The sequence below is a fragment of the Actinoplanes sp. NPDC019969 genome (genome assembly GCF_055562375.1).
This window is the reverse complement of the sequence record NZ_JBVHFK010000002.1, coordinates 160,041-186,347: the sequence shown is the minus strand read 5'-3', so window position 1 is coordinate 186,347 and position 26,307 is coordinate 160,041. Positions and strand designations below refer to the sequence as shown.

The window sequence follows — 26,307 nt, the reverse complement described above, 5'->3', positions numbered from 1 at the left end:
CCGTGGCGTTCGATAGGTCACCGCCGCCGTCGGAGGGCGCTGGTGTCCGGCCGGTGGGCTTCGCGAGGCTGCGGCGTCCGGGTCGCGGCTCGGCGAGATCACCGCGACCGTCACGAAAAGACGAGGCCGCGGCGTTGTGGGGCTCATGATCTCCGGCGGAGCAGAGGCACCGCCACCTCGACGCCCGGCTCGTCCATCGTCACGATCTGGCGCACCTGGGACAGGTCGGCCTCGACGCCGCGCCGCTCGGCCTCGGCCATCAGCGCGAGCACCGCGGGGTGCGCCGCGCCGTCGATCAGCGGGACCTCGTCGTCGTGGCGCCAGGACACCGACAGCTCCGGGCCCGCGGGAGTCTCACCCGTCACCACCGTGTGCCCGGGCACGGACCAGCCCTCGGGCGGTGGCCCGGCGACGGGCCAGCAGCACACCAGCTGGAGAACCGAGCCGTCCTCCGACATCCGCGGAACCGACCAGCACGGGCCGGTCGGTTGCCGGCCCACCGCGGACAGCGCGTGCCACGACGCGGTGAACGCCTCGTTGGCCTGCTCCGTCGTGATCTCCTCGTCGGCCTCCTGATCGACCGGCAGCACGACGCCGGCCCACGGCTGGGCGGCGACGTCGCGCTCCCGCATGTCCCAGGCGCGTGGGGGCGCCGTCAGGTAATCCGTGGCGGCGGCGAGGGCGGCATCCTGTCGGGCCCGGTCGGCGGCGATCCGGTCCCGGAACTCGGCCAGGACACGCTCCGCCGGCTCGCCCCCGGTGACGATGCGACCGGCGTCGGCCAAGCCGACCCCGGCCCGCCGCAGCGCGACGAGCTGAACCGCCGGGGCCAGCTGGGCAGCGGTGTATCGCCGGTAGCGCGACCACTCGTCCACACAGGCCGGCTCCAGCAGGCCCTGCTCGTCATAGAGCCGCAGCGCCTTCACACTCAGGCCGGTCAGCTGGGCGACTTCCCCGATCGTCATCATGCTTCGAGTCTGTGGCCTGCCCCAAGGGGAGAGTCAATCCGAGGACGCCCGGGAAGGCGCCGGGATCGAGCCGGTGTCGATGCGGTCCAGGTGGGTGACCGCACCGCCCAGCGCGGCCGCGTGCAGCCCCAGCGTGGACACCGTCAACCGCGCGCCCCCGGCGGAGGGCGCCAGGCTGTTGCGGGCCAGCTCGGCCCCGGCTGCCGGGAGGAGCCACTCGGCCAATGCGGCGTAGTGGTCGCCGAGCACGATGACCTCGGGATTCACCAGGTTCGCCAGGAGCGCCAGGCCCTGCCCGAGGTGACCGCCGGTGTCCCGCAGCGCGGCCAGCGCCGCCGGGTCGCCGGCCCGGGCGCGGATCGCCACCTCCTCGACCGCGGGGGCCAGGTCGATCAGGGACTCCGGGTCGGCTCCGGCCGGCAGCGCCCGCCGGATCAGTGGCTCGATGCCGGCCAGGTCGGCCAGGGTGGGGGAGCCGGCCGGGCCGAGGGCGAACCGGCCGATCTGCCCGGCGAACCCGCGTGAGCCGTGCAGCAGCTGCCCGCCGGCGACGATGCCCGCCTCGATCCCGGCCGCGCCGGTGACATAGGTGAGGTCGAGCCGCGGGTCGCCGTTGTGCCGCAGCTCGGCGAGGGCGGCGAGACCGGCCTGGTTGGCGACCGCGATGTCCAGCCCGGGCTGGCGCAGCGACCCGCTGAGCAGGCCGCGCAGATCGACGTCGGACCAGCCGAGCGGCGGGGACAGCCGGACCGTGCCGCCGTCCTCGACCAGGCCGGGCACGGCCACGGTGATGCCGAGGACCTGCCGGCCCTGCTGGCGGACCCGGCTCGCGGCGCGCTGGGCCAGCGCGGCGATGGCGCTGACGTCCCGGCCGGCGGTCCCGCCGGCCGGTGTGACGGCCCGGTGCCACAGCAGCAGCCGGTCGCCGGCGAAGTCGAGGGCGAGCGCGGTGAGCCGGTCGGCGGCGACCTGGAGACCGATTGCGGCGTACGCCGAACCGTCGAGTGCCAGCGCGGTGCCGGGCCGCCCGATCCGGTTGCCGCTGAGGCCGGTCTCGCGCAGCAGCCGCTGCTCGATCAGATGGCCCGCCAGGCTGGAGACGGTGGCCTTGTTGAGGCCGGTGGACGCGGCGATCGAGGCACGTGAGCTGGGCCCGTTGGCGCGCAGATGGCGCAGCACGACCGCCAGGTTCGTGGCGCGAACGTCGGTGAAGTCGGCCGGTTGTGGGTCGGCCCGGGTGGTCTTCACATCAAGCTCCGCTCTCGGCCGGGCGTGTGCTGTCCGCCTGGTCATTTTGCCGCATCACCGCGGTTCCACGTCTCCCCTGATCGGCGCTTGCCGGTGGGTGCGCTCCCATTTGGTTCTTGTCGGGTCGTCACCGCTTCGGTTAGCTTGTCTTCGATGTACTTAGTTTAGACGCTAACCAAACTGAACCCATAACGGAAGGGTGGTGCGCCGTGCGGAATACGCTTTCGGGCGCGTCGACGAACAGGCGGAACTTCCTGGGACTGGTCGGGCTGGGCGCGGCCACGGTGGCGAGCGGCGGGACGCTCGCCGGCTGCAGCAAGGAGCCGGGCGCGAAGAGCGCGTCCACCACCGCCGAGCAGGCCGCCGGTGTCATCCCCAAGTTCAAGGACTCCACCCTGGTTCCGCCGGACATCAAGGGTGTCCGGCCGATGGCGGACGGTTACGCGAAGTACCCGGCGTCGCTCGTCGACGCGATCAGCGAGAAGGCCGCCCCGAGCGGCAAGCCGATCACCGCGACGACCCCGTGGTGGGGCCCGGCGCCGCCGTCCTCGAACAAGCTCCACGACGCGGTGAACGCCGACATGGGCGCCGTGATCAACTTCAGCATCCAGGACGGCAACACCTACGGCGACAAGCTGAACACCATGCTCGGCGCCCGGGACGTGCCCGAGCTGACCTGCATCCCGGGCTGGGAGGTCGACAAGCTGGCCCGGTTCTCCGAGGGTGTGCCGGTGCTCTTCGAGGACCTCACGCCGTTCCTCTCCGGGGACAAGGTCGACGCGTACCCGCTGCTCGCCGGCATCGACTCGGTGGCCTGGCAGGAGTCGGTGTGGGGCGGCAAGCTGATGGCCGTCCCGTTCCCGGTCGACGCGCCGTTCCCGTCGGTGCTGTTCTACCGCAAGGATGTCGCCGACGAGCGTGGCATCGCGGCGCCGACCACTCTCGACGAGCTGTACGACTTCGGCAAGAAGTTCACCAACCCGGACAAGGGCGAGTGGGCCTTCGGCGACATCTGGCTGGAGGTGCAGCAGATCTGCGGCGCCGGTGGCTCGGAGAACGGCTGGCTGAAGACCGCCGACGGCAAGGTCGTGCACCGGATGGAGCTGCCGGAGTACAAGCGGGCCGTCGAGTTCATGGCTCGCATCTACGCCGACAAGCTGGTCCACCCGGACGTCGCCGCCAGCAAGGGCGGTGACCAGACCACCCTGTTCAAGGGCGGCAAGATCTTCATGTACGGCACGGGCGGCGGCAGCTGGAAGGAGACGTGGCGTCCGGCCGCGCTGACCAACCCGAAGTTCAACATGCAGGCCGTCAAGGTCTTCGGGGCGGACAAGGGCACCCCGCCGGTGCGCTGGAAGGCCCGCTCGGCGATCATCTGGACCTTCATCAAGAAGGGCCTGGGCCAGGAGCGTACGCAGGAGCTGCTGCGCGTGCTGAACTACACCGCGGCGCCGTTCGGCACCAAGGAGTGGGAGCTGCAGAACTACGGGGTCGAGGGCACGCACTTCAAGCGGGACGCCACCGGTTCGCCGGTCACCAACGACCTGTTCGTCAAGGAGTTCGCCAACCAGTACGTGTTCCTCGGTGGCCGCCCGCCGGTCGTGGTCGGTGGCCCGGAGATCCCGACCTACGCCAGCGACTTCGTGAGCTGGGGCAACGACGCCACGAAGTACCTGGAGAAGAACCCGTGGGAGGGCATCAAGGTCGAGACGCCGTCCCAGCAGGCCGCCCTCGCGCAGCCGACCGAGGACAAGATCACCGACATCCACCGCGGCCGGACCCCGGTCAGCGAGTTCGACAAGGTCGTCTCAGACTGGCGGGCCGCGGGCGGCGACGCCGGACGCGACTTCTACGCCAAGATCTTGGCTGACAACGGGCGATGAGTGCGCCACCCATCGCCGAGCCGCAGGCCCCCGCGGCGAAGGCGAAGAGGAAAGTCAAGGCGGTCTCGCGGCAGCAGCTGTCCTTCGGGCAGCGGCTGCGGCGGGACTGGCCGCTGCTGCTCATGTGCCTGCCGGCGATGCTGTTGCTGCTGGTCTTCCACTACCTGCCGGCGCTCGGCAACATCATCGCCTTCCAGGACTACAACCCGTTCGTCGGGGACGACCCCCTGGAAGCGTTCCTGTACAGCGAGTGGATCGGGTTCGGCAACTTCGAGTACCTGTTCAAGAACCCGGCGTTCTGGGACTCGGTGATCAACACACTCTCGATCACCGCGTTCCAGCTGCTGTTCTACTTCCCGATCCCGATCTTCCTGGCGATCCTGCTGAACAGCATCATGTCGCCGCGGATCCGGTCCCTGGTGCAGAGCGTGGTGTACCTGCCGCACTTCTTCAGCTGGGTGCTGGTGGTCTCGCTGTTCCAGATGATGCTGGGCGGCGCGGGGTTGCTCGCGCAGACGTTGCGGCAGGCGGGCTACACGCCGCCGGACATGATGACCAACCCGGACACCTTCATGTTCCTGATCACCTCGCAGGCGCTCTGGAAGGACGCCGGCTGGGGCATGATCGTGTTCCTGGCGGCGCTCGCGGCCATCGACCCCGCGCTGTACGAGGCGGCGGCCGCCGACGGCGCCAACCGGTGGCGGCGGATGTGGCACATCACCCTGCCGGGTCTGCGGGGAGTGATCATCCTGCTGCTCATCCTGCGCCTGGGCGACGCGCTGAACGTCGGCTTCGAGCAGTTCGTGCTGCAACGGGAGATGGTCGGGCGGGAAGCCGCCGAGGTGGTCGACACCTACGTCTACTACCAGGGCATCGCGGTGCAGCAGTGGGGTGTCGGCGCGGCCGCCGGTCTGTTCAAGGCCGTGATCGGCATCCTCCTGATCGTGGGCGCCAACAAGCTGGCGCACCGGTTCGGCGAGCAAGGGATCTATTCCAAGTCATGAGCGCAGATGCCGCAATCCGGCCCCGCCGCAATTCGCTCCGTCCCGCGTGGGAGGAGAAGCCCAGCCTGTTCGGCCAGTTCAGCAAGGGCACGATCCTCACTCTCGTGGTGGCGGTCGTGGTCGTGCCGCTCTGGGTGGTCCTGATCACGAGTCTCTCGTCGGAGAAGACGATCAACGAGGCCGGTGGGTACGTCTTCCTGCCCCGTGAGATCGACTTCTCGGCGTACCAGGTGATCTTCTCGGGCGGGCAGGTGACCGACGCGATCCTGGTCAGCACGATCGTCACGGTCGCCGGCACGGCGCTGAGCCTGGTCGTCACGGTCCTCGCCGCGTACGGCCTGTCCCGCCCCGGAACCCTCGGGCACCGGTCGATCCTGTTCTACTTCCTGCTGACGTTCCTGATCTACCCGGGCATGATCCCCAGCTACCTGGTGGTCACCGGCCTGGGCCTGAAGGACAACCTGCTCGCGCTGATCCTGCCCACCGCGATCAGCGCGTTCAACCTGGTCGTGCTGCGGGCGTTCTTCATGGGAATCCCCGGGGAGCTCTACGACAGCGCCCGCATCGACGGCGCCGGGGAACTGCGCATCCTCTGGCGGATCGTGCTGCCGCTCTCCAAGGCGGTGACCGCGGTGGTGGGCCTGTTCTACGCGGTCGGGTACTGGAACGCGTTCTTCAACGCGATCCTCTACATCGACCGGTCCGACCTGCAGCCGGTCCAGCGGGTGCTGCAGCAGTTCATCCTGGCCGGTCAGACTCCGACCGCCTCGGGCGGCGGCGCGATCACGGGCCTCGGCTCGGCGATGCCGCCCAGCCTGGCGATCAAGATGGCCGTCGTGGTGGTCACCATCGTGCCCGCCCTGATCATCTACCCGTTCATCCAGCGCCACTTCACCAAGGGCGTGATCATCGGCGCCGTCAAGGGCTGAAACCCGGCTGGTTCTGAAGAACCAGCCGGGTCCGGCCTCGTGCCGGGATCAGCGGCGCGTGGTCAGGTGGTGCGGGCGGCCGGCGTCGAGGGTGACCTTCTCCGTCGTGCCGCCGGGCAGCCCGATGTGGACAGTGCGCGCGGTGGAGGCGGACAGGGTCGCTGCCAGGGTGGTGGCGGTCCAGGTCAGGTCGACGGTGACGGGGCCGCGGGCGATCAGGCCGCGGACGCTGCCGGTGGGCCAGGCGGCGGGCAGGGCGGGCAGCAGGTCGATGCGGGCCGTGCCGTCCGGGCCGGTGTCACGGCTGCGCAGCAGCATCGCCACGACCAGGGCGGGGAAACCGCCGGCCAGGTCCACGTTGAACATGTGGTCGCGGTTGTGGGTGGGCACCAGGTTCGGGCGCCAGTACGCGTCGGCGATACGGGTGAGGGCCGCGTACGCCTCCTCGGCCAGCCCCAGATGCGCCGCGGCGACGCCGAGGAGCGCGAGCCCGTACCCCATCTCGTCGGAGGCCTCGCTCAGCCACCACCGCAAGCGGGAACGCACCGCCCGCACCGCCGCCGCGCGCAACGCCGGATCCTCGTCGAACGCCGGGTCGCCGCCGTGGAAGAACGGGTACAGGTGGCTGCAGTGCCGGTGCCCGTGGTTGTCCGGGAACCGGCTGTCGATCCATTCGGCGAGTTCACCGGCGTCGTTGATCCGGTACGGCGGCAGCGCGGCCAGCAACGCCCGCCACCGTTCCTGATCGGGATCGGTCACGCCGAGGATCTCGGTGATGTCGAGAAGCCCGCGCAGCAGAGCGCCGACGGCCTGCACGTCCAGTGTGGCGTCGACGGTGGCCTGGTCGCCGGAACGGCCGGGGTCGTTCTCGGGGGAGTAGGACGGGCTGAACCGGGCGCGGCCGCCGACGATCTCGGTGAAACCCAGGTGGAAGGCGGCGGTCTCGCGCAGGAACGGCCACGCGCGGTCGCGCAGGAAGGAGAGGTCGCCGGTGTGCTGCCAGTGTTCCAGGTAGAGCCGGGCCAGCCAGGCCGCGCCCGCCGTCCAGAACGTCAGGCACCAGATCGGGCCGAAGTGGTTCTGCCTGCCGTGGGTGCCGAGGTGGGCGGGGACGAACAGGCCGGGTACGCCGTACAGCCGCCGCGCGTTCTCCCGGAAGTCGTCGCTCAGGTCGTCGAGCAGGTCGAACAGCGGCGGCATCAGCTCGGGCGTGCCGGTGGAGTGCACGGCGAGCAGCGCGGCCTGCAGGTTGCCGTCGATGGTCCAGCCGCTGCGCCACGGCGGCGTGTACGTGCCGCTCCACACCCCCTGCAGGGTCGGCGGGCGGGTGCCGGTGCTGCTGATGATCGCGTACCGGCCGGCGTCGAACAGCTGCTGCGCGCGATCGCCGCCGAGGTCGAGATGAACCCGTTCGTACAGGTCGCGGTGGCCGGGCACGTGCCTGGCCAGCAGTTCGTCGAAGCTTCCGCCGGGCAGGGCGGCGAGGGCTTCGGCGGGCGTCCGCGTCCCGGTCACGGTTCGAGCAACGATCAAGATCCCTTCCCGCGTACGCCGTACGCGCACCGCCACGGTCCACCCGTCCCCGGTCCCGCGTGTGGAGTTCGGGTCGTCCTGACGGCTGAAATCACCACGTGGGGGCTGCGGTGTGCGTGTGGGGTTGCGGTCGTCCTGACGGTCGAGGTCACCACGTGGGGGCTGCGGTGTGCGTGTGGGGTTGCGGTCGTCCTGACGGCCGAAATCAACACGCGGGAAGGGGGTGAAGCGGCCGGTGAGGACCAGGTCGTCGCCGAGGCGGTCGACGGTGAAGTCGATCGGGCGCTCCGGGCTGCCGTCGATCGGCGCGAGAACGAACGTTCCGTCCGTTCCGGTGATCCGGATGATCAGCGCGTCGTCCGCCCGGGACACGAACGCGTCGACCACCACTTCCCGGCTGGTTCTCAGGGCTGTCTCGGCAGGCGTGAGACCGCCCTGAGAGCCAGCCGGATGCCACGACTGCCGGACGACACCGGTGGTGAAGTCGGTGCCCCGGACGTAGCCGTCACCGGGGGACTCCGGCGTGAAGGTCAGTGTTCCGGCGCCGATCAGGGGGTCGATCCAGCGCGTTTCCCCGTACCCCGGATGCTCGTGAACGGCGATGTCGCACACCGCGCGAGCCGCGTCGCGGAACCGGTCGCCGTCGAGAAGCTCGCGCAGGCGCGGCAGCTCCGGGGCCGTGTGCGGCGCCGGAAGCGGCTCGGTGACCGGCTGGAACAGGTCCTCGTGGGCGAGGGTGAACCGCAGCGCCGCGGGCGAGCCGTGGCAGAGCGCGCCCTGCCCGCCGTTGCCGCTGATCAGCGCGTGTTCCCAGTCCTCGGCGATCTGGTCGTCACGGAAAGACGGATTGACGTTGCTCTGCACAGCTCATACTTTGTTTAGCGGTCAAACTAAATGTCAAGGGTGGGTGCGCGGATGATCTTCTTCGGTGGCGACTACAACCCGGAGCAGTGGCCGGCGGAGATCCTGGACGAGGACGTCGCGCTGATGCGGCGGGCCGGCGTGAACATCGCCACCGTCGGCGTCTTCGCCTGGTCCGATCTGGAGCCCGAGCCGGGGCGGTACGAGTTCGGCTGGCTCGACCGGGTGCTCGACCGGTTGCACGACGGCGGCGTCCAGGTCGCCCTGGCCACGCCGACCGCGTCGCCGCCGCCCTGGTTCACGCTCGCCCATCCGGAGGCCATGCCGGTCACCGCCGACGGGGTCCGGCTCACGCACGGTAGCCGGGACACGTACTGCGTCTCCGCTCCCGCCTATCGCACCGCCGCCCGCGCCATCGCCGCCGAGCTGGCCGGACGCTACGCCCATCATCCGGCGCTGGCGATGTGGCACGTGCACAACGAGTACGGGACGGACTGCCGCTGTGACGCCTCGGCCGCCGCGTTCCGTAACTGGCTGCGGACGAAGCACGGCGACCTGGACGTGCTGAACGAGGTGTGGACCACGTCGTTCTGGAGCCAGCGCTACTCCGACTGGGCGCAGATCATGCCGCCGCGCGCCACCCAGTACCTGCCGAACCCCGCGCACGTTCTCGACTACCGCCGGTTCCTCTCCGACGAGCTGCTCGGCGCCTACGTCGAGCAGCGTGACCTGCTGCGCGCCGCCAACCCGGACGTGCCGGTCACCACCAACTTCGTGCAGGGCGGCTGGGTCAGCGTCGACCACGCGCGCTGGGCCGGCGAGGTCGACATCGTCGCTGTCGACCACTACCCGGCGGCGACGGGCGCCGGCGCCGAGGTGGAGACCGCGTTCGGGGGTGACCTGGCCCGTGGCTGGGGGCGAGGCTCGTGGCTGCTGATGGAGACCGCGCCGAATCTGATCTACACGGCCGGCCGGATGCACGCCAAGGAGCCGGGACAGCTCACCCGGAACAGCCTCGACTACATCGCCCGGGGTTCGCGCGGCGCGATGTACTTCCAGTGGCGGCAGCCGCGCGGCGGGGCCGAACTGTTCCACTCGGCGCTGGTGCCGCACGCCGGGCCGGACAGCCCGGTCTTCCGGGAGGCGGTCGGGCTCGGGCGCACGCTGCAGGCGCTCGCCCCCCGGCTTCCCGGCGACGGGCCGGTGGCCGACGTCGCGGTCGCCTGGGACGCGCCGTCGTGGTGGGCGCTGCAGGCCGGCGGGTTGCCGTCCAAGGAGATCGACTACCTGACGGCGGTGCAGCAGGCGCACCGGGTGCTGCACCGGTCGGGGCTGGCTGTCGACTTCGTGTTCCCGGGGCTGGACGACCTGCGGGAACGGCTCACGGCGTACAGGATGGTGGTCCTGCCGCACCTGTTCCTGGTCTCCGACGAGGCCGCGGCGGCGCTGCGCGACTTCGTCGCGGACGGTGGGCACCTGGTGGTCGATCACCTCAGCGGCATCGCCGACCCGGCGGGCCGGATCCGGCTCGGCGGATATCCCGGCGCCTTCCGCGACGTCCTCGGCCTGCGGGTGGTCGAGTGGCGACCCCTTGCCGGGGGTACGCCCGTCGCGCTCGACAACGGCGACCAGGCGATCCGCTGGAGCGAGCGGGTCGAGACGGCAGGCGCCGAGACAGTGGCGCGGTACGCCGGGGACGTGCTGGCCGGCGCCCCGGCGATCACCCGGAACCGGCACGGCGCCGGAACCGCCTGGTACGTCTCACCCGGTCTGGACGACGCGGCGCTGGGCCGGTTCCTGGACCGGGTCGCCGCCGAGGCCGGGGTGACGCCGATCCTGCCCGGGCTGCCGCCGGGAGTGACCGCGGTCCGCCGCGGCGACCTGCTGTTCCTCTTCAACCACGGCGAGGTGCCCGGTACGGTGCCGCTGCCCGCATCTCCGCCGGTCACCGTGCAGCCCGGCGGCTTCCGGTGTGTTGAGTTGGGGCGCGTATAGCGGCCGAACTCAACACGCGACTCAGGCGGTGGTGAAGGCGCGGCGGTAGGCGGACGGGGAGGTGCGGACGATCTGGGCGAAGTGGTGCCGGAACGTCACCACCGACTCGAAACCGACCGCCGCCGCCACCTCCTCGATCGGCGACCCCGTCGTCTCCAGCAGCGCGAGACTCGCGTTCACCCGCTGGTTGATCAGCCAGCGGATCGGTGTGGTGCCGGTGGCCCGGGCGAAGTGCCGCAGGTACGTCCGCGACGACATGTGCGCCCGCCGCGCCAGCACCTCCACCGTGATCGGTTCGGTCAGGTTGCCGAGCGCCCACTCCATGCTGCGGGCCAGCCGGTCGTCTGCCGGATCGTCGGCCACCGGCGCCTCGATGAACTGGGCCTGCCCGCCGTCCCGGTGCGGCTGCACGACGAGGCGGCGGGCCACCGCGTTGGCGATCGCCGGGCCGTGGTCACGGCGGACCACGTGCAGGCACAGATCCAGCCCGGCGGCACTGCCCGCGCTGGTCAGCACGTCGCCGTCGTCCAGGTAGAGAACGTCGGCGTCCACCTCGACCGTGGGATAGCGGGCGCGGAGCCGGTCCGCGTACCGCCAGTGGGTGGTGGCCCGGCGGCCGTCCAGCAGACCGGCCCCGGCCAGCGCGAACGCGCCCGAGCAGATCGACATGACACGGGCGCCGCGGGCGTGCGCCGCACGCAGGGCCGCCACCAGCGCGGGTGAGGGGTCGGCGCGGACGTCCGGCACGCCCGGCACGATCAGGGTCTCCGCGGCGGCGAAGGTGTCCAGGCCGTGTTCGGTGTACAGCGACGCGCCGCCGACCACCCGCAGCGGGCCGGGGGTCTCGGCGCAGATGGTCAGGTCGTACCACGGGCGGTCGAACTCGGGCCGGGGCAGGCCGAACACCTCGGTGACGATGCCCATCTCGAACACCGACATCCCGTCGAAGGCCAGCACCGTGACGGAGGGGCCGCGCCTGCCTATCTCAAGCATGGCGCGATCTTAGCGTCCGGTGGCATCAGCGCCACTGGGCCGCTTCCCCGGAGGGCGGCAGGATCAACGGCATGACCAGCGCGATCGAGCACTTCAGCAACCGGCTCCGTTTCGAGACCGACGTCAGCGACGTCCAGCACGCCCTGTCCACCGGCACGCCCGGCTTCGTGCTCGTCGACTCCCGCAGCACCGAGTCCTGGGAGCAGGGGCACCTTCCGGGCGCGATCCACCTGCCGGGCCGGGAGATCGCGGACCGGGCCGCCGGCCTGGTCCCGGCCGGCAGCGCGGTCGTCACCTACTGCTGGGGGCCGGGCTGCAACGGGGCGACCCGGGCCGCGCTCGCCTTCGCCACGCTCGGTTACGAGGTGAAGGAGATGATCGGCGGGTACGAGTACTGGGTCCGGGAGGGCTTCCCGGTGCTGGGCGCCGCGGGGGAGTGGTCGCGGCCCGCCGACGAGCTGACCGCCCCCGTCGCCGCTGCCTGCGGCTGCTGACTGGCGTGTGGATTTGCGGCGGACCGGTCCGCCGCAAATCCACACGCGTTCGGTTCAGCCGAGCAGCGAGTCGAGCCAGGGGTTGCGGAAGACGCCCTTCGGGTCGAAGCGGGCGACCAGGGCGGCGAAATCGGCGAAGCGGGGGTACGCGGCCCGCAGCCCCGACGGCTCGGCGGTGAAGACCTTGCCCCAGTGCGGGCGGGCGCCGAGCGGCCCCAGCACCGCCTCCAGATCGGCGACGACCGGCAGGACCGCCGCGGTATCGGCGATCCAGGTGAAGTGCAGGGCCAGGCTGTCCCGCTGGTGGTGCGGGCTGAGCCAGAGGTCGTCGGCGGCGATCGTACGGATCTCGCACACCTGAAGGACCGCCGCGACCCGCTCGCGCAGACCGGCCACCGCCGCGATCGCGGCCCGGCCGGCGGTGCGTGGCAGGTGCCACTCCGACTGCAGCTCCTCGCCGCTGCTCGGGGTGAACTCCATCCGGAAGTGCGGCAGCCGGGCATGCCACGGGCCGGGCACGCCACCCTGCTCGGTGCAGTTCTCCGCGGGCATGCCGGGCACCGGGTGCCGGGGGCCGCCGGCGGGCCGGGCGCCGAAGAGGTCACCGGTCAGCGGCTCGGCGCGTTTGAGCCACACCTGGTCGATGTCCTCGCCGGTCCAGCGGGTGAAGAGGCTGACGCTGTACCCCGCCGACAGGATCTCGTCGAGGTGGTCGTCCAGAGCGTCGCCGGGCAGGTTCTCGTAGACGTACTGCCGCAGCTCGAAGGCGGGTGCCACGTCCAGGGTCAGCGCCACCACGACGCCCAGCGCGCCGAGGCCCACCACCGCCCCGGCGAAGTCGGGATGGGCCCGGTCCAGCACCGCGATCGTCCCGTCGGCGCGCAGGATCTCCAGGCCGGAGACCGCGGTGGCCAGGTTGCCGTGCCGTACCCCGGAGCCGTGGGTGGCGGTGGCGACCGCGCCGGCCACCGAGATGTGCGGCAGGGACGCCATGTTGTGCAGGGCCAGGCCCTCGGCGGCGAGGGTGGTGGCCAGTTCGCCGTACCGGATGCCGCCGTCGACGCGGACCGACCGCCGGTCGGCGGCGATCTCGACGGTGCGCGGCAGGCCGGCCAGCGAGATCAGCGCGCCGTCGGTGTCGGCGAGCCGGTTGAACGAGTGGCCGCTGCCGAGCACCCGCAGGCGGTCCGCGCCGGCGACCACCTCCCGTAGCTCGGCGACGGATTCCGGACGATGCAGCCGTTCGGTTCCGAAGACGACGTTCCCGGCCCAGTTGGTCAGACGTTCGCGCATCGCCACACGGTATGGCCTGTTCACAGCCCCGGCCAGGGTGATCCGGGTTAAGTTGAGATCGCTTGGAGCGGGAGCGTAGGGGGACACGGCATGGCGTCGATCGTGGTGGCCGAGGACGACACCGACATCGCGCAGCTCTTGGACACGGTGCTGAGCAACGCCGGGCACACGGTACGAACCGCGCCGACCGGGCCGGCCGCCCTGGACATGATCGCCGAGGCCGGGCCGGATCTGATCATCCTGGACCACCACATGCCCGGGATGAGCGGCCTGGACGTCGCCGCCCGCCTGCGCGGCGAGGCGGCCACCGCGACCATCCCGCTGATCATGCTGTCCGCCGCCGCGCCGGCCGCCGCCCGCGGCCTGTGCGACGTGACGATCTCCAAGCCGGTGCGGCCGAAGCACGTGGTCGAGGCGGCCAACGAGCTGCTCGCGTCCCGCGACGGCAGCGAGCCGGCCGAGCACCCGCAGCACGACGCGGCCGCCCAGCTGGTCGACGTCGAGCGGCTGCTCGCGGTCTCCGACTTCCTCACCCGGCCGGCCCACGCCGACGCCCTGGACGCGTTCGCCGAGCGGCTCACCGAGATGACCGGGGTGCCCACCGCGGCGATCACGCTGGTGCTCAACGACAGCGTGGTGGTGGCCGGATCGCACGGCATGCCGCGCTGGGTGCGGGAGGCCGGTGGCGTGCCGGTGGAGTGGTCGCCGGACACCATCGTGGTGGCCGAGGACGTGCCGGTGCTGATCAGCGACAGCGCAGCCGACGAGGAGTACGCGAACTCGCCGCTGTTCTCGGTGAGCGGGGTGCGGTCGTACGCCAGCGTGCCCCTCAACTCGGCGGAGGGCCACGTGGTCGGCACCCTCTGTGTGATGGACGAGACACCGGGCACCTGCACCGAGGACACCGTCCAGATCCTGCACTCGCAGCGCGCCCAGGCTCTGATCCTGCTCGCACGCGCCGCCTGAATCACTTAAAGTTATATTCATACGCACTGTTCCCATGTGATCGCTCTGTGGCATTCTGTGTCCTTACGTGGCGAAACATGCGGTAAACCGTGCCGTCTCACGTTTGGCGTGATCCAAATCGAGATCCGCTGCACGTTCTCCCGTAACGAAAGTTGCGTCACAATCAGTCACGCCCATGGCGGTGGTGTGGGCAGGATGCAGCCCGGCGGAATCGCGAACGAGAGGAACGGCGCGAGATGGCGCAGATCCATCACTTTGAATACGGGGCGCTGACCCCCACGGTCAGTTACATCCTCTCGGTGCTCGGGTCACTACTCGGCCTCACCAGTGCGGTACGGCTGCGCGCGGCGAAGAGCAACGGCGAGCGGTTCTGGTGGCTGGTCCTTGCCGCGGTCGCCATCGGTGCCACCGGCATCTGGAGCATGCACTTCGTGGCGATGCTCGGCTTCGACGTCGAGGGCACCCCGATCCGTTACGACATCGGCCTCACCGTGGCCAGCGCGGTCATCGCCCTGGTCTCGGTCGGTGTGGGCCTGGCCATCGCGCTGCTCGGCGCGACCGCGTCGAAGGTCCGGATCCTGATCGGTGGAATCCTCGCCGGTCTCGGCGTCGGCGCCATGCACTACACCGGCATGGCGGCGATGGAGCTGCGCGGCGAGATCCACTACTCCGGCCGCGAGGTCGCCGCCTCGATCGCCATCGCGGTGGTGGCCGCCACCGTCGCGCTCTGGCTCACCCTGGTGGTCAGCAAGCCGATCGCGATCTTCGGGTCCGCTCTGCTGATGGGCGTCGCGGTGAACGGCATGCACTTCACCGGCATGCTGGCGATGTCGGTGACGCCGGAGGAGAACACCTTCGGCTCGGTCGAGGGCGCCACCGCCTCGGGTCTGCTGGTGCCGGTCGGCGCGGCTGTCATCTTCGCGATCGTCGGCATGGGCTACGCCCTGGTGTCGGCTCCGACCGAGGAGGACCGCGCGGCCGCCGATTACCTACGGCAACGGATCGACAGCCGGCACGCGGCCGAGGCGGCGCAGCGGGCGCAGCAGCCCGCCGTCCCGTTCGGCGGTGCGCCGGCCGGTCAGCAGCAGCCCCCGCAGCAGCCGCCGGGCCGGGCCGGCCGGACCACCCTCGGCGACGGCAACTGGACGTACCGCGACCGGTCGTAGTCCGTCCGTCCGCATTTTGCCGACCGATCCGCCAGGTGATCGAACCGCACGTCACCGGCCTGCGTGAGTAGGGTTCGCAGGGCGTAAAAGTGCAGGTGAACCTGGGGGTAAGTGTGGCGGTCGGGATTCTTGGAACTGGTTCCTATCTGCCGGCACGAGTGGTGACGAACGTCGATCTCCTCGCCCTCGTGCCGGACGCGGACCCGGAGTGGGTGGCCCGCAAGACCCTGATCGAGGCGCGCCGGTTCGCGGCCCCCGAGGAGGCGGCTTCGGACCTCGCGGCGAACGCCGCCAGGGCCGCGCTGGAGGCGGCCGGAGTAACCGCCGAAGAGATCGACTACATCATCATCTCGACCTCCACTGGTGACTCTCCGCAACCGCCGACGTCCAACCTGGTGCAGAATCTGATCGGCGCCACCCGGGCCGCGTGCTTCGACGTCAACGCGGTCTGCGCCGGATTCGTCTTCGCGCTCGGTGTGGCCAACGGGCTCCTCCAGACCGACCCGGACGCGCGGGTCCTGGTGATCGCCTCGGACATCTACTCGCGGATCCTCGACTTCGGCGACCGGCGCACCGCCGTGCTCTTCGGCGACGGCGCCGGCGCCGCGGTGGTCGGCCGGGTGCCCGACGGCTACGGCATCGTCGACCTCGACCTGACGTCGCGCGGCGAGGCGAACGGCCTGATCTACGTCAAGGGCGGCGGCAGCCGGCTCCCGGCGTCCCCGGAGACGGTCGAGGCCGGCGACCACTACTTCCGGATGAACGGGCGGGGCGTCCGGGACTTCGTCGCCTCCGCGGTGCCGCCGGCGCTCGACGAACTGCTGCTGCGCAACGAGCTGAAGGCCGAGGACGTCGACCACTTCGTCCCGCACCAGGCCAACGGCATCATGCTGCAGGAGCTGGTGGAGGCGGCCGGCTTCCGGAACGCGCACACCCACCTCACCCTGCCCTGGTACGGCAACGTGGGCAGCGCCTCGCTCCCGGTCACCCTGGACGAGGCGAACCGCAACGGATCGCTGCGTGACGGTCAGCTCGTGCTGCTGGCCGGGTTCGGCGGCGGCATGTCGATGGGCGCGTGCCTGCTGCGCTGGGGCCGCTGATCCCCTCCTACTTCGGCTGGATGAGCCACTCCCACGCGCGCCGCAGGCCGGTGGAGTGGCTCTCCGTCGTTTCGGCGGGCGTCTCGGCGCTCGGCACGGCCAGCCGCCCGGCCGGCTCGGCGACGATCACGCCGTGCTCGAACATCCCGTCCACCTGGTCGCCGCCCGCGAACCGGTGCCCGTCCCCAGTCTTGATCAGCAAGCCGTGGAAGACGTTGGTGTGCTCGTCGGAGAGCACGTGGTCGACGGTGCCGACCTGGTCGCCGGACCGGTCGTAGACGGCGGTGCCGTCGCTCACGACCAGGTAGGAGACCGGAGCTCCGAGATCCTCGGGTGCCGTGTTCTGTGTCATGACGTCGTCTTTTACCCGGCTACGAGGCAATTCAGCCGACCTCGGCAACATCATCTTTTCGGTTGAGCCGATCTAAACGTTTTGTCCGGATTATCTTTTTCACGGCGAAACGCTGGTCAAAAGATCCGCTCTCGTCGGAAATCCGCCTACTGTCCGTTTTGTCGAAGCCGGCCGAATGTGGCCGGCGGACTCAGGCACTGGAGGAATTCTGATGCAGAAGACACGGCGACTCGGCGCGATCCTCGCCCTGGCCACGGCAGCCTTCGGCATGGCGGGCACGATCTCCGCGGCCCCGGCCACGGCGGCGCCCAGCGGACCCCAGCCGGTGTCTAACTGGCTCCAGTCGGTGCGGGCGAACACCGGCAGCTGGGTGACCATCCACTGGCGTACCGACCGGCCGGTCTGCGACGCGCAGGTCCGCGTCCAGGGCGAGCGGGTCCGGGTCGACTACGCCGGATTCCGGCGCTCGGCCACGTTCTCCCGCGGCACCTCGCTGCGGCCGGGGCGCACCGACTTCACCCGGGTGCGCGTCACGCCGTACCAGCAGCGGCCGGGCGTGACGCGCCTGTGGGCGACCATCTCGTACGACGAGTGCGGCTTCAAGTCGCGCACCCAGACGCGCACGGCGGCGCTGTCGCTGCCCGTGCTGCGCAACACCGGCCCGGGTGGGCAGGGCGGTCCGGGCGTTCCCGGGCACGGCCAGCCGGGTGGCCCGAACCACGGCGGTCCCGGCGCTCCGGGGCACGACGGTTGGGGCGAGGGCCCGAAGGGTCCGCAGGGACCCCGGGGCCCGCAGGGCCAGCAGGGAACGGGTCAGAGCGGTCCTGGCGGCAACCAGGGCGGCACGTACAACTGATCACCGGTTCTCCCGGCCGGCTCGCACAACACGCCCGGCCGTTGTTTCGACAACGGCCGGGCGTCACACTTTTCGCAGCTCAAATGCCGTGCAATTCCGGAATGGCAAAACTGCCCGCCGAGCAGAATGCTCGGCGGGCAGTGTTCCTTCGAAAAAAGGATCATGGGGCGTCCGGCCGGATCGGGGGGCTGCCCGGCCGGGCGCCCTGCTCAGCGGCGCGCCATGATGAGCCCGGCCGGGTCGCTGCACACCAGGTCCAGGGCCCGCTGCACGACCGCCGGGTCGTACGTGGTGGCGTGGAACGTCGCCTCCAGGTGCAGGACGCCGTTCATCTCGCTGGTGGTCAGGGTGATGCCCTCGGGACCGTTGAGGGTCGGCACGCTCTGGTTGACCCGGCCGGCCGGCTCGACCGCCCACGGCAGGTCGCTGAGCATGTCGTGCCGGCCCTGGTTGCTGAAGGTGAGCCGGGGCTGCGCCTCGACGGCGATCTCGGCCGGAAACGGGTCCGGCATGCCGGGCGCCCCGGTCAGCAGGATCTTGCCCTCGCGCAGCAGCATCATGGTCAGGATCCGGCCGGTGGCCAGTTCCGCCTTCAGCGTCTGGTGGATGGCGAGCGGGTCGGTGAGGCTCGGCGGGGTCAGGAACGGCCCCATGCAGAAGTTGCTGTCGATGCTCGCGCCCTTGCCGAGGTACCGGCGGGCGTCGGCGAGGAACGTGCCGCCGCGCAGGTCCGGCCGGAGGCCGAGCTCGATCAGCGCCGAGGTGAACGCCGCGAACGTGATCGCCGACGTGGTGACGCCGGGCGCGTGCTGGTCACGCCAGGTCCGCATCTGGCCGAGCACCGCGCCGGACCGGGCCGTCACCACGGTCAGGCCGGGCTGCCAGGGGCGGGCCGGGCCCTGCTCGGTGTGCGGCGGGCGGGCGAAGCTCAGGCCCTCCTTCCAGCGGCCGGGCTTGAGGCCGAACTGCTTCCACCACGCCTTCGGCAGCGCGGTGCGGTGCCGCCGCGAGGGGGTGATCCGGGCCGCGCGGCCCTCGTACGCCGCCTGAATCAGCTCGTGGACCAGCGTGTTCACCGGGCCGGCGTCGCCGTAGGCGTGTGACACCTTGAGCGCGAAGTACCCGCCGCCGACCAGGATCCGCACCGGATGGTGGGCCCGCGGCTCGGCCTGCAGATGCCGGGTCATCGCGTCGAAGTCGACCGGCCCGTGCCCCAGGTCGGTGACGGCGTCCTGCACGTAGGCGGCGAACGACGCGGCGTCCATGTGCTGCCACTTCGCGCCGGACCGGTCCAGCCGGGACACCGCCCGGTGGGTGGGGTCGGCGGCGTGCAGGCCGATCAGCGCGTTGCGCACCCGGCCGGCGTCGACCCCGGTCAGCGGGCCGACGGTGCGGATGTACTCCAGCGGCAGCCAGGCACGCTCGCGCAGGGTCAGGCTGGTGGTGGACATGACGTTTACTCCCTCTGCTACCGCGGACATGTCGGCGACCGGCGCGAAGACGACCTTCAGCACCATCGGGGCGACCAGCACCATCTCGATCCCCATGACCACTGCCACCGCGGTGACCAGGTCGTTCAGATCGCCGTTGGCGCCGGCCCACCAGGCGGCCAGCAACTCGGCGACGCCCGCGAAGACCGAGAAGATCCCCGCGCCGCGCAGTTTGCCCTGCACCCGGGAGATGGCCAGGAAGAAGTGGTGGAAGACGAAGGGGACGTAGGTCAGCGCCAGGATCGCGAGCGCATCGCCGGCGGTCGTCGCGTACTCCGCGCCGAACAGCCCCATGATCCAGTCGGAGAGGAACAGCACCACCAGCGAGGCGGGGAAGCCGCCGGCGAGGCAGATCAGCAGGCCGACCCGGACCTTGCTCCGCAGCGCGCCCTTGTCGCCGGCGGTCACCGCGAACAGGGTGATCGCCACGTTGCCGGGCACCATCGCCATGAACGACAGCACCATGAAGGCGGTGTAGAACGCCGCGTTCGCCTCGGCCGACAGGGTCGCCGTGACGATCAGCGGCAGCGCCGCCCGGGGCAGGTAGGTGGCCAGGTTGAGCAGGTTGTGGTCGAAGGTGGCCCGGCCCCGGCCGCGCATCAGCCCCGGATGCGGGCGCAGCGTGTCGATCATGCCGCGCCGGCGCAGCGCCCGGAACAGGATCGCGGTCGACGCGACGATGCCGGCCACCCAGGTCAGCAGCAGCACCGGGCCGGTCAGCGCGATCCCCGGCAGCACCGCGACCACGCCCAGCAGCACCAGCTTGAGCAGCGAGAACCAGGCATTGCGCATCAGCTGCAACGGGCCCTGCAGGAGGCCGACCATGGCCTCGTCCAGGACCAGGGTCATCGCGTTCAGGGCGATGCCGGCGACCAGCAGGACGGTGCCGAAACCGCCGCCCAGCGCGTCCCGCAGGCTCGGCGCCCACAGTTCGGCCAGCAGCACGTAGGCCAGGCCGCCGACGGTGGCGGCGGTGCCGGCGGTGAGGACGCAGGTGGAGATCAGGTCCCACTTGCCGCGGGCGATGCCGGGCAGCTCCGAGATCAGCATGGTGCCCATGCCGAACATGCCGATGGTGCCGATCAGGGTCATCGCCGACACCGCGGCCGACGCCTGGCCGACCGCCGCCTGCGGGGCGAGGTGCGCCGCGACCCACCAGTAGGCGAACCCGAAGACGGACGTGACGAGCGTGGTCGCCATCAGCGAGCCCGCGTTCAGGAAGAGATCGACGTGACCCTTGAGCGCCGCGAGGATGCCGCCCTTGACCGGTACGGCGTCGGTTGCCGTCACTCTGATAACCCCCTGAAGATCGACGCAGTCGGAAACTAATGACTCGCCGGTTTCGCGGGGGAGGGCAGGACGTCCGAGATTTGACTACTGTCCGGAGTGGAAATCGGCCGAACGGGGGAGACGCCGGTCAGGCCGACTACTCTGCGTGATTTTCACAGCCATCCGGCTCGCTTGAACTGACGGTAGATCCCGCCACCGATCAGCAGCATCGCCAGGACCGAGCCGTAGAAGCCGTACGGCGAGTCGAGCCCCGGCAGGTGCTCGAAGTTCATCCCGAAGATCCCGGCGATCACCGTCGGCACCGCGGCGACCGCGGCCCAGGCGGCGATCTTGCGCATGTCGTCGTTCTGGTTCACCGACACCTGCGCCAGCCTGGCCTGCAGGATCGAGTTGACCAGGTCGTCGAACCCGGCCACCCGGTCCACCGCCCGGGCCAGCCGGCCGCGCACGTCTTCCAGGTACGGCAGGAGCGGAGCCGGCAGCACGCCCGACTCCAGCAGCCGGGCCAGCGGCTCGGCCAGCGGCAGCACCGCCCGCTTGAACTCCACCATCTCCCGCTTCAACTGGTAGATGTGGGCGAACTCCGAGGTGCGCACCGACGCGAAGGTCTCCTCCTCGATGCGTTCCAGGTCCCGTTCGACGTGCTCGGCGACGTCCAGGTAGCTGTCCACCATCCGGCTGCCGACCGCGTACGCCACCGACCACGGACCCTGCCGCAGCACGTCCGGCCGGTCCTGCAGCTCCTTGCGCACCGCCCACAGCGGGCCGACCGGCCCGTGCCGCACGGTGATCGCGAACCAGGGCCCGATCAGCAGCGTGACGTCCCCGGTCTCGACCACCTCGCTGGTCGCGGTGAGCCGGTCGTTCGCCACATGGCGGGCGGTCCGCAGCACCAGCCGGGTCACGTCGCCGAGGGTCTGCACGCCGGGCCGGTGCCCGTCCGCCAGCGCCTGCGCGACCAGCAGATCGTGCAGCCCGAAGACCTCGGCCACGCGGTGCATGGTGGCCGGGTCGGGCTCGTGCAGGCCCAGCCAGACGAAGCCGCGCCGCCGCCGGGCCAGCCGGGCGGCGTCCGGGAACGGCACCTGCGCCGGGCCACCGTGCCGCAGCCCGCCGGCGTAGACCGCGCAGTCGACGATCGCGTCCGGGTTGCCGGACCGTGGCGCCGGCCCGCCATCCGCGGGCCGGGTCAGCGTGTCCAGCAGGTGCTTGACGGTGCCGGGCAGGCGAAGGAGCTTCCGACCGAGCATGCGGTACAAGGTAGCGGGCCGGATCCGGCTGGTCGTGGGTGCTGTCTCCACCCCGCCGAGACAGCACTCACGACCAGCCGGAGTCGACCGTCAGTCGGAGCGGCGCATGGACCGGACGCCGGCGATCAGGCCGAGGGCGCAGACGAACGCGGCGGCGATCAAACCCCACAGCGTGGTACGGGCCAGCACGTCCCCGCTGAACAGCGCCCGTTCCGCGTTCACCACGTACGTCATCGGGTTGGCCTTGGACAGCGCCTGCAGCCAGCCCGGCCCGTTCTCGATCGGCAACAGCACCCCGGCCAGCAGCAACAGCGGGAAGAGCAGGGTCTGCTGTACGGTCCAGAACAGCCAGTCCCGGTTCTTCGAGGCGAGCGCCAGGGTGTACGACAGGGCGCCGAGCCCGACGCAGAACGCCGCCAGGATGAGCAGCCCGAGCAGCGCCCCGGCCAGGTGCAGCTCGAAGCCGAACGGGATGCAGACGGCCACGATCAGGACGGCCTGCAGCAGCATCGGCACGATCTCCTTGAGCGCCCGGCCGATCAGCAGCGCCGGCCGCCGCAGCGGGGTCACCAGCATCCGCTCGTGCGAGCCGGTCTGCATCTCGAACAGCAGGTTCGAGCCGGTCATCGACGAGCCGAAGAGGCAGGACATGACGATCACGCCGGGCACGAACCACTGCAGCGAGGAGTCGTCGGGCAGCAGCGGCGCGAACAGCCCGAGGAAGAACAGCGGCTGGATCATCGAGAAGATCACCGAGAACGGGTCCCGGACGACGGGGCGCAGCTCACGGCTGAAGACGACGCCGACGTCGGTGACGAGCGATGTCATGACGGAACCTCCACCAGGGTCTCTTCGCGCAGGCTGCGCCCGGTCAGGGTGAGGAAGACGTCGTCCAGCGTGGGCCGGACGACCTCGATCGAGGCGGGGGCGAGGGCGGCCGAGCGGGCCGCGAGCCGGGGCCCGTCGTCGCTGGTGAGCCGCACCTCGGCGCCGTGCCGGGCGCCGTCCAGGGCGCGGGCCGCGTCGGCCGCCGCGCTCTCCGAGTCGAAGCCGAGCACCACCCGGTCGCCGACGTGGGACGCCTTGAGCCGCTGCGGTGTGTCGTCGGCGATGATCCGGCCGTGGTCGATGATCACCACCCGTTCCGCCATCGAGTCGGCCTCCTCCAGGTAGTGCGTGGTCAGCACGATGGTGGTGCCGTGCTCGGCGCGCAGCCGCACGATGTGCTCCTGCAGGTTGGCCCGGTTCTGCGGGTCCAGGCCGGTCGACGGCTCGTCGAGGAACAGCAGGTCGGGCGCGTGGATCAGGCCCATCGCGATGTCGAGGCGGCGGCGCTGCCCGCCGGAGAGGGTGGAGACGGTCCGGTTCGCGACCTCGCCGAGACCGAGCGACTCGATCAGCTCGTCGGCGCGGGCCTTCGCGGCGCGGGTCCGCATCCCGTACGCCCGGCCCTGGCTGACCAGCTCGTCACGCCCGCGCTGGCTGTGGCCGGCGCCGTTGCCCTGGCCGATGTAGCCGATCCGCAGGCGCACCTCGCGCTGCTGCCGCACCACGTCGAAGCCGGCCACCTCGGCGCTGCCGCTGGTCGGCGGGATCAGCGTGGTGAGCATCCGCAGGGTGGTCGACTTGCCCGCGCCGTTCGGCCCGAGCAGCGCGACCAGCTCGCCGCGCGCCACCCGGAGATTGACGCCGTCGACCGCGCGGACCTCCTTGAAGTGCTTCGTCAGCTCTCGCGTCTCAATCATGTGATGACCGTAGGATTCGTTGAGGCCACTTCCTGACCGCAATTCGACGGAGTCTGGTGCCATGGCGAATACGAGTGCACGGATGCTGCGGCTCCTGTCGCTGCTGCAGACCCACCGCTACTGGCCGGGCTCCGAGCTCGCCGGCCGGCTCGAGGTCAGTCCCCGCACCTTGCGCCGGGACGTGGACCGGCTGCGTGAGCTGGGCTACCCGGTGGACGCCTCGCGCGGGGTGGCCGGTGGCTACCAGTTGCAGGCCGGGGCGGCGATGCCGCCGCTGCTGCTCGACGACGAGGAGGCGGTGGCCATCGCGGTCGGCCTGCGCAGCGCCGCGGCCGGGGCGGTCGCCGGTTTCGAGGAGACCTCGGTACGCGCGCTCGCCAAGGTCATCCAGCTGCTGCCGCCCCGGCTCCGGCGCCGCATCGACGCGCTCCAAGCGGTCACCGCGCCCGGGGTGTTCGGCGGCGGCCCGAGCCTCGACGCCCTGATCCTGACCACCATCGCGATGGCCTGCCGGGGCGAGGAGCGGCTGCGCTTCGATTACGCCGCCCGCGACGGCGAGGCCACCCGCCGGCACGTGGAGCCGCACCGGCTGGTCTCCCTGGGCCAGAAGTGGTACCTGGTGGCGTGGGATGTGGAGCGTGGCGACTGGCGCAGTTTCCGGGTGGACCGGCTGACCGCGCCGCAGCCGACCGGCGCCCGTTTCCGCCCGCGCGAGCTGCCCGGCGGCGACCCGGTGGAGTGGCTGCGCTCCCGGATGCGCCGGATCCCCACCCGGTACGACGTCTCGGTGGTGATCGAGGCGGACCCGGAGACGGTCCGCGCGACGGTCGGCCACTGGGGCGCGGTGGAGGAGGTGACCGGCGGCTGCCGGCTGCGCATGAGCCTCGACGACCTCGGCTGGCCGGTCATGGTGCTCGGGGTGCTGAACGCGCCGTTCACTGTGGAGTCTCCGGCGGAGCTGCGCGAGCGGGTGCGCCGGACCGGCGAGAACCTGACACGTCATGCGCGGTGAACACCATGGACGGACCGGCGCCCCCGTGGCGCCGGTCCGCAGAAAGAAATCTAGCCACGGGGTCTGACAATTTTCCGTCAAGTTTCAGCCGTGGCTTATATCAATCTCAGTGAACTCGAATCGAAGCGGCCAAATCGGTCACCTGCTTCGTGGTGAAGTCCCGCGGCGCCATCAGCTGATAGGCCGAGCCGTCCGGGTACGACCCCACCACGATCCAGTGCAGGGTGGTCCGGACCAGCTTCGCCGGGCGCTTGTTCACGGTCACCGCGGTCTCCGCCTCGAAACCCTCCCAGCCGGAGTCCTCCGGCTTCGCGCCGTACCAGACCACGTGCAGATCACGGTCGGTTCCGGGCTCCTGATAGGAGATGATCGAGACGGCCCGGTCGTCGCCCTTGAACCCGCCGAGCACCCAGCCGTCCGGGGCCAGCCCGAGCGTGACCTTGAAGTTCAGCCGCTGCGGCTCGTCCACGATCGACCGGGCCAGGCGCAGCACCTCGCCCTCGTTCGCCCGCGTTCCGTTGCCGACGATCGTCACCCACTGGCCGGGTTTGCGTTCCCAGTCCAGTTGCACCGCGCTGACACCGCCGGTGACTCCGTCCCGGAACGACTCGATCCGGCCGGGGCGGCCGTCCACGTCGATCTCCTTCTCGCTCCGGGAGCCGCCCGACGGCTCCGATGCCAGCGGGATGAGCACGACGGTGTCGTTCGGGCCGTTCCCGCCGTTCAACGGGCCGAAGATGCCCATCACTGGGCCGCCCGGATCGGCGGTGTAGGTCACCTCGTCGAAGCCGGGCAGGCGGAACGGGAACTGCGGCGCGGTGGCCGCGACCAGCCGGACCGGCCCGGGCGAGCCCGTCCGGCCCTGTGCCGCGACGTTCGGCGTGCGCTCCCAGTCCGGGTGCTTCTCCGGCAGGACCGCGACGGCTGCCGCGACGGCGGCGACACCGGCCAGGCCGACGATGGCGATGCGGGGCATCAGGCCCCAGCGCCGGGTGCGGGTGGGCGCCGCGATCGCCGACCCCAACTTGGTACGGGCGGAGCGCCACGCCTCGTCCGAGAGCGAGGTCGCCTCCGGCCCGTGCTCGTTGAGCAGGTCGATGTCGTTCACATGCCCTCCTCGGGGAGATTCAACGCGGCACGGGTCACCTTGCGGGCGCGGTTGATCCGGGAACGGACCGTCCCGATCGGGATGTCCAGGGTGGTGGCGATCTCGGCGTACGACAACTGGGCATAAGCCAGCAGCAACAGCGCGTCGCGGTCGCGGGCCTTGAGTTCCGCCAGCGCCGCGGCGAGATCGGCGCGGAGGGCCGTGGCGTCCACCCGGGCGTCCACCGCGTCGTCGGCGTGCGGGCGGGGTTCCTCCGCGGCGGCCCGGGCCAGCGCGCGGTACCGCCGTTCCTCCTGCCGCACGTGCCGGTGCAGGACGTTGGTGGCGATCCCGAACAGCCAGGCGCGTACCTCCAGGCCGAGCGGCTGATAGGCGGCACGGCGCCGGAAGGCGATCAGGAAGGTCTCGGCGAGCAGGTCGTCCGCGGGCGCCCCGATCCGGCGGGCCAGGTAGCGGTGGATGGTCACCGCGTGCCGGTCGAAGAGCGGCGCGAACTGTTCCGGCTCCCGCACCGATTCCCGGATCAGCACGTCGTCGGCGATGTGCATCGGTTGCGAGCGTAGGTCGTTCACACCCGTTGATGCCCGCAGCCCACCACCCGGTTCACGCGTGTCGAGTTCGGCCGTCATGTGCGCCCGTAGTCCACACGCGGTTGGGTGTGTTGAGTTCGGCCGTTATGTGCGCCCGTAGTCCACACGCGGTTGGGTGTGTTGAGTTCGGCCGTTATGTGCGCCCGTAGTCCACACGCGGTTGGGTGTGTTGAGTTCGGCC

Annotated in this window: 22 protein-coding genes; 10 read left to right on the top strand and 12 right to left on the bottom strand. The window is 71.0% G+C overall.

What is annotated here, in order from left to right; all coding sequences use genetic code 11:
• Nucleotides 1–143 precede the first annotated feature (143 nt).
• Both ACZ3II_RS07385 and ACZ3II_RS07380 read right to left on the bottom strand, forming a co-directional pair.
• Nucleotides 144–968: a MerR family DNA-binding transcriptional regulator gene (locus ACZ3II_RS07385; RefSeq protein ID WP_465516774.1), complete on the bottom strand. Its 825-nt coding sequence runs from the start codon at nucleotides 966–968 to the stop codon at nucleotides 144–146.
• 33 nt (nucleotides 969–1,001) lie between these two features.
• A complete protein-coding gene (locus ACZ3II_RS07380) occupies nucleotides 1,002–2,216 on the bottom strand; it encodes an ROK family protein (protein WP_465516773.1) in 1,215 nt (404 codons plus the stop codon).
• Between the two features lie 209 nt (nucleotides 2,217–2,425).
• Here ACZ3II_RS07380 and ACZ3II_RS07375 point away from each other — a divergent pair, with 209 nt between their 5' ends.
• From ACZ3II_RS07375 to ACZ3II_RS07365, 3 genes are read left to right on the top strand one after another with little or no spacing between them, the layout of a single operon-like run.
• The gene (locus ACZ3II_RS07375; protein WP_465516772.1) at nucleotides 2,426–4,099 is read left to right on the top strand and encodes an extracellular solute-binding protein; all 1,674 of its coding nucleotides are present in this window, start codon (nucleotides 2,426–2,428) and stop codon (nucleotides 4,097–4,099) included.
• Nucleotides 4,096–5,103: an ABC transporter permease gene (locus ACZ3II_RS07370; RefSeq protein WP_465516771.1), complete on the top strand. Its 1,008-nt coding sequence runs from the start codon at nucleotides 4,096–4,098 to the stop codon at nucleotides 5,101–5,103. Before ACZ3II_RS07375 ends, ACZ3II_RS07370 begins: the two co-directional genes overlap by 4 nt.
• Nucleotides 5,100–6,032 (top strand): carbohydrate ABC transporter permease, encoded by a 933-nt coding sequence (locus tag ACZ3II_RS07365; protein WP_465516770.1) that lies wholly within the window; start codon nucleotides 5,100–5,102, stop codon nucleotides 6,030–6,032. The genes ACZ3II_RS07370 and ACZ3II_RS07365 overlap by 4 nt, the downstream gene beginning before the upstream one ends.
• A gap of 48 nt (nucleotides 6,033–6,080) precedes the next feature.
• On the opposite strand, the gene ACZ3II_RS07360 is transcribed toward ACZ3II_RS07365, so the two are convergent.
• Complete coding sequence (locus tag ACZ3II_RS07360) at nucleotides 6,081–8,429, bottom strand: glycosyl hydrolase family 95 catalytic domain-containing protein (protein WP_465516769.1); 2,349 nt, start codon at nucleotides 8,427–8,429, stop codon at nucleotides 6,081–6,083.
• Between the two features lie 51 nt (nucleotides 8,430–8,480).
• Between ACZ3II_RS07360 and ACZ3II_RS07355 the strand changes: the two genes are divergently transcribed.
• Nucleotides 8,481–10,421 (top strand): beta-galactosidase, encoded by a 1,941-nt coding sequence (locus tag ACZ3II_RS07355; protein WP_465516768.1) that lies wholly within the window; start codon nucleotides 8,481–8,483, stop codon nucleotides 10,419–10,421.
• 21 nt (nucleotides 10,422–10,442) lie between these two features.
• On the opposite strand, the gene ftrA is transcribed toward ACZ3II_RS07355, so the two are convergent.
• Entirely contained in the window at nucleotides 10,443–11,414 is a 972-nt protein-coding gene (gene ftrA, locus ACZ3II_RS07350; protein ID WP_465516767.1) for a transcriptional regulator FtrA, read from the bottom strand.
• A gap of 71 nt (nucleotides 11,415–11,485) precedes the next feature.
• Here ftrA and ACZ3II_RS07345 point away from each other — a divergent pair, with 71 nt between their 5' ends.
• Nucleotides 11,486–11,908, top strand: coding sequence for a rhodanese-like domain-containing protein (locus ACZ3II_RS07345; protein ID WP_465516766.1), 423 nt, complete (start codon nucleotides 11,486–11,488; stop codon nucleotides 11,906–11,908).
• 54 nt (nucleotides 11,909–11,962) lie between these two features.
• Here ACZ3II_RS07345 and ACZ3II_RS07340 read toward each other — a convergent pair whose 3' ends face one another.
• The gene (locus ACZ3II_RS07340) at nucleotides 11,963–13,201 is read right to left on the bottom strand and encodes a D-arabinono-1,4-lactone oxidase (protein ID WP_465516765.1); all 1,239 of its coding nucleotides are present in this window, start codon (nucleotides 13,199–13,201) and stop codon (nucleotides 11,963–11,965) included.
• Between the two features lie 90 nt (nucleotides 13,202–13,291).
• On the opposite strand from ACZ3II_RS07340, the gene ACZ3II_RS07335 reads away from it, so the two are divergent.
• The 3 genes from ACZ3II_RS07335 to ACZ3II_RS07325 all read left to right on the top strand — a co-directional run bounded on the left by ACZ3II_RS07335 (nucleotide 13,292) and on the right by ACZ3II_RS07325 (nucleotide 16,433).
• A complete protein-coding gene (locus ACZ3II_RS07335; protein ID WP_465516764.1) occupies nucleotides 13,292–14,167 on the top strand; it encodes a response regulator in 876 nt (291 codons plus the stop codon).
• Between the two features lie 236 nt (nucleotides 14,168–14,403).
• The gene (locus ACZ3II_RS07330) at nucleotides 14,404–15,333 is read left to right on the top strand and encodes an MHYT domain-containing protein (protein WP_465516763.1); all 930 of its coding nucleotides are present in this window, start codon (nucleotides 14,404–14,406) and stop codon (nucleotides 15,331–15,333) included.
• 89 nt (nucleotides 15,334–15,422) lie between these two features.
• The gene (locus ACZ3II_RS07325) at nucleotides 15,423–16,433 is read left to right on the top strand and encodes a 3-oxoacyl-ACP synthase III family protein (RefSeq protein WP_465516762.1); all 1,011 of its coding nucleotides are present in this window, start codon (nucleotides 15,423–15,425) and stop codon (nucleotides 16,431–16,433) included.
• 7 nt (nucleotides 16,434–16,440) lie between these two features.
• Here the strand turns inward: ACZ3II_RS07325 and ACZ3II_RS07320 are convergent, their stop codons facing one another.
• Complete coding sequence (locus tag ACZ3II_RS07320) at nucleotides 16,441–16,785, bottom strand: PRC-barrel domain-containing protein (protein ID WP_465516761.1); 345 nt, start codon at nucleotides 16,783–16,785, stop codon at nucleotides 16,441–16,443.
• 211 nt (nucleotides 16,786–16,996) lie between these two features.
• On the opposite strand from ACZ3II_RS07320, the gene ACZ3II_RS07315 reads away from it, so the two are divergent.
• Nucleotides 16,997–17,641 carry a hypothetical protein gene (locus tag ACZ3II_RS07315; protein WP_465516760.1) on the top strand — a complete coding sequence of 215 codons (645 nt, stop codon included), beginning with the start codon at nucleotides 16,997–16,999 and terminating at the stop codon, nucleotides 17,639–17,641.
• Nucleotides 17,642–17,850: 209 nt separating this feature from the next.
• Here ACZ3II_RS07315 and ACZ3II_RS07310 read toward each other — a convergent pair whose 3' ends face one another.
• From ACZ3II_RS07310 to ACZ3II_RS07295, 4 genes are all read right to left on the bottom strand, one after another.
• Complete coding sequence (locus ACZ3II_RS07310) at nucleotides 17,851–20,421, bottom strand: lipopolysaccharide biosynthesis protein (protein WP_465516759.1); 2,571 nt, start codon at nucleotides 20,419–20,421, stop codon at nucleotides 17,851–17,853.
• Between the two features lie 152 nt (nucleotides 20,422–20,573).
• Nucleotides 20,574–21,671 (bottom strand): magnesium and cobalt transport protein CorA, encoded by a 1,098-nt coding sequence (locus ACZ3II_RS07305; RefSeq protein WP_465516758.1) that lies wholly within the window; start codon nucleotides 21,669–21,671, stop codon nucleotides 20,574–20,576.
• Nucleotides 21,672–21,761: 90 nt separating this feature from the next.
• A complete protein-coding gene (locus tag ACZ3II_RS07300; RefSeq protein WP_465516757.1) occupies nucleotides 21,762–22,499 on the bottom strand; it encodes an ABC transporter permease in 738 nt (245 codons plus the stop codon).
• Entirely contained in the window at nucleotides 22,496–23,416 is a 921-nt protein-coding gene (locus tag ACZ3II_RS07295; RefSeq protein ID WP_465516756.1) for an ABC transporter ATP-binding protein, read from the bottom strand. Before ACZ3II_RS07295 ends, ACZ3II_RS07300 begins: the two co-directional genes overlap by 4 nt.
• Before the next feature lie 61 nt (nucleotides 23,417–23,477).
• On the opposite strand from ACZ3II_RS07295, the gene ACZ3II_RS07290 reads away from it, so the two are divergent.
• A complete protein-coding gene (locus ACZ3II_RS07290) occupies nucleotides 23,478–24,428 on the top strand; it encodes a helix-turn-helix transcriptional regulator (protein WP_465516755.1) in 951 nt (316 codons plus the stop codon).
• Between the two features lie 106 nt (nucleotides 24,429–24,534).
• On the opposite strand, the gene ACZ3II_RS07285 is transcribed toward ACZ3II_RS07290, so the two are convergent.
• Together ACZ3II_RS07285 and ACZ3II_RS07280 are read right to left on the bottom strand one after the other, a co-directional pair.
• Nucleotides 24,535–25,536, bottom strand: coding sequence for a hypothetical protein (locus tag ACZ3II_RS07285; protein WP_465516754.1), 1,002 nt, complete (start codon nucleotides 25,534–25,536; stop codon nucleotides 24,535–24,537).
• Nucleotides 25,533–26,084, bottom strand: a complete 552-nt coding sequence (locus ACZ3II_RS07280) for an RNA polymerase sigma factor (RefSeq protein ID WP_465516753.1) — start codon at nucleotides 26,082–26,084, stop codon at nucleotides 25,533–25,535. Before ACZ3II_RS07280 ends, ACZ3II_RS07285 begins: the two co-directional genes overlap by 4 nt.
• Between the last annotated feature and the right edge of the window lie 223 nt (nucleotides 26,085–26,307).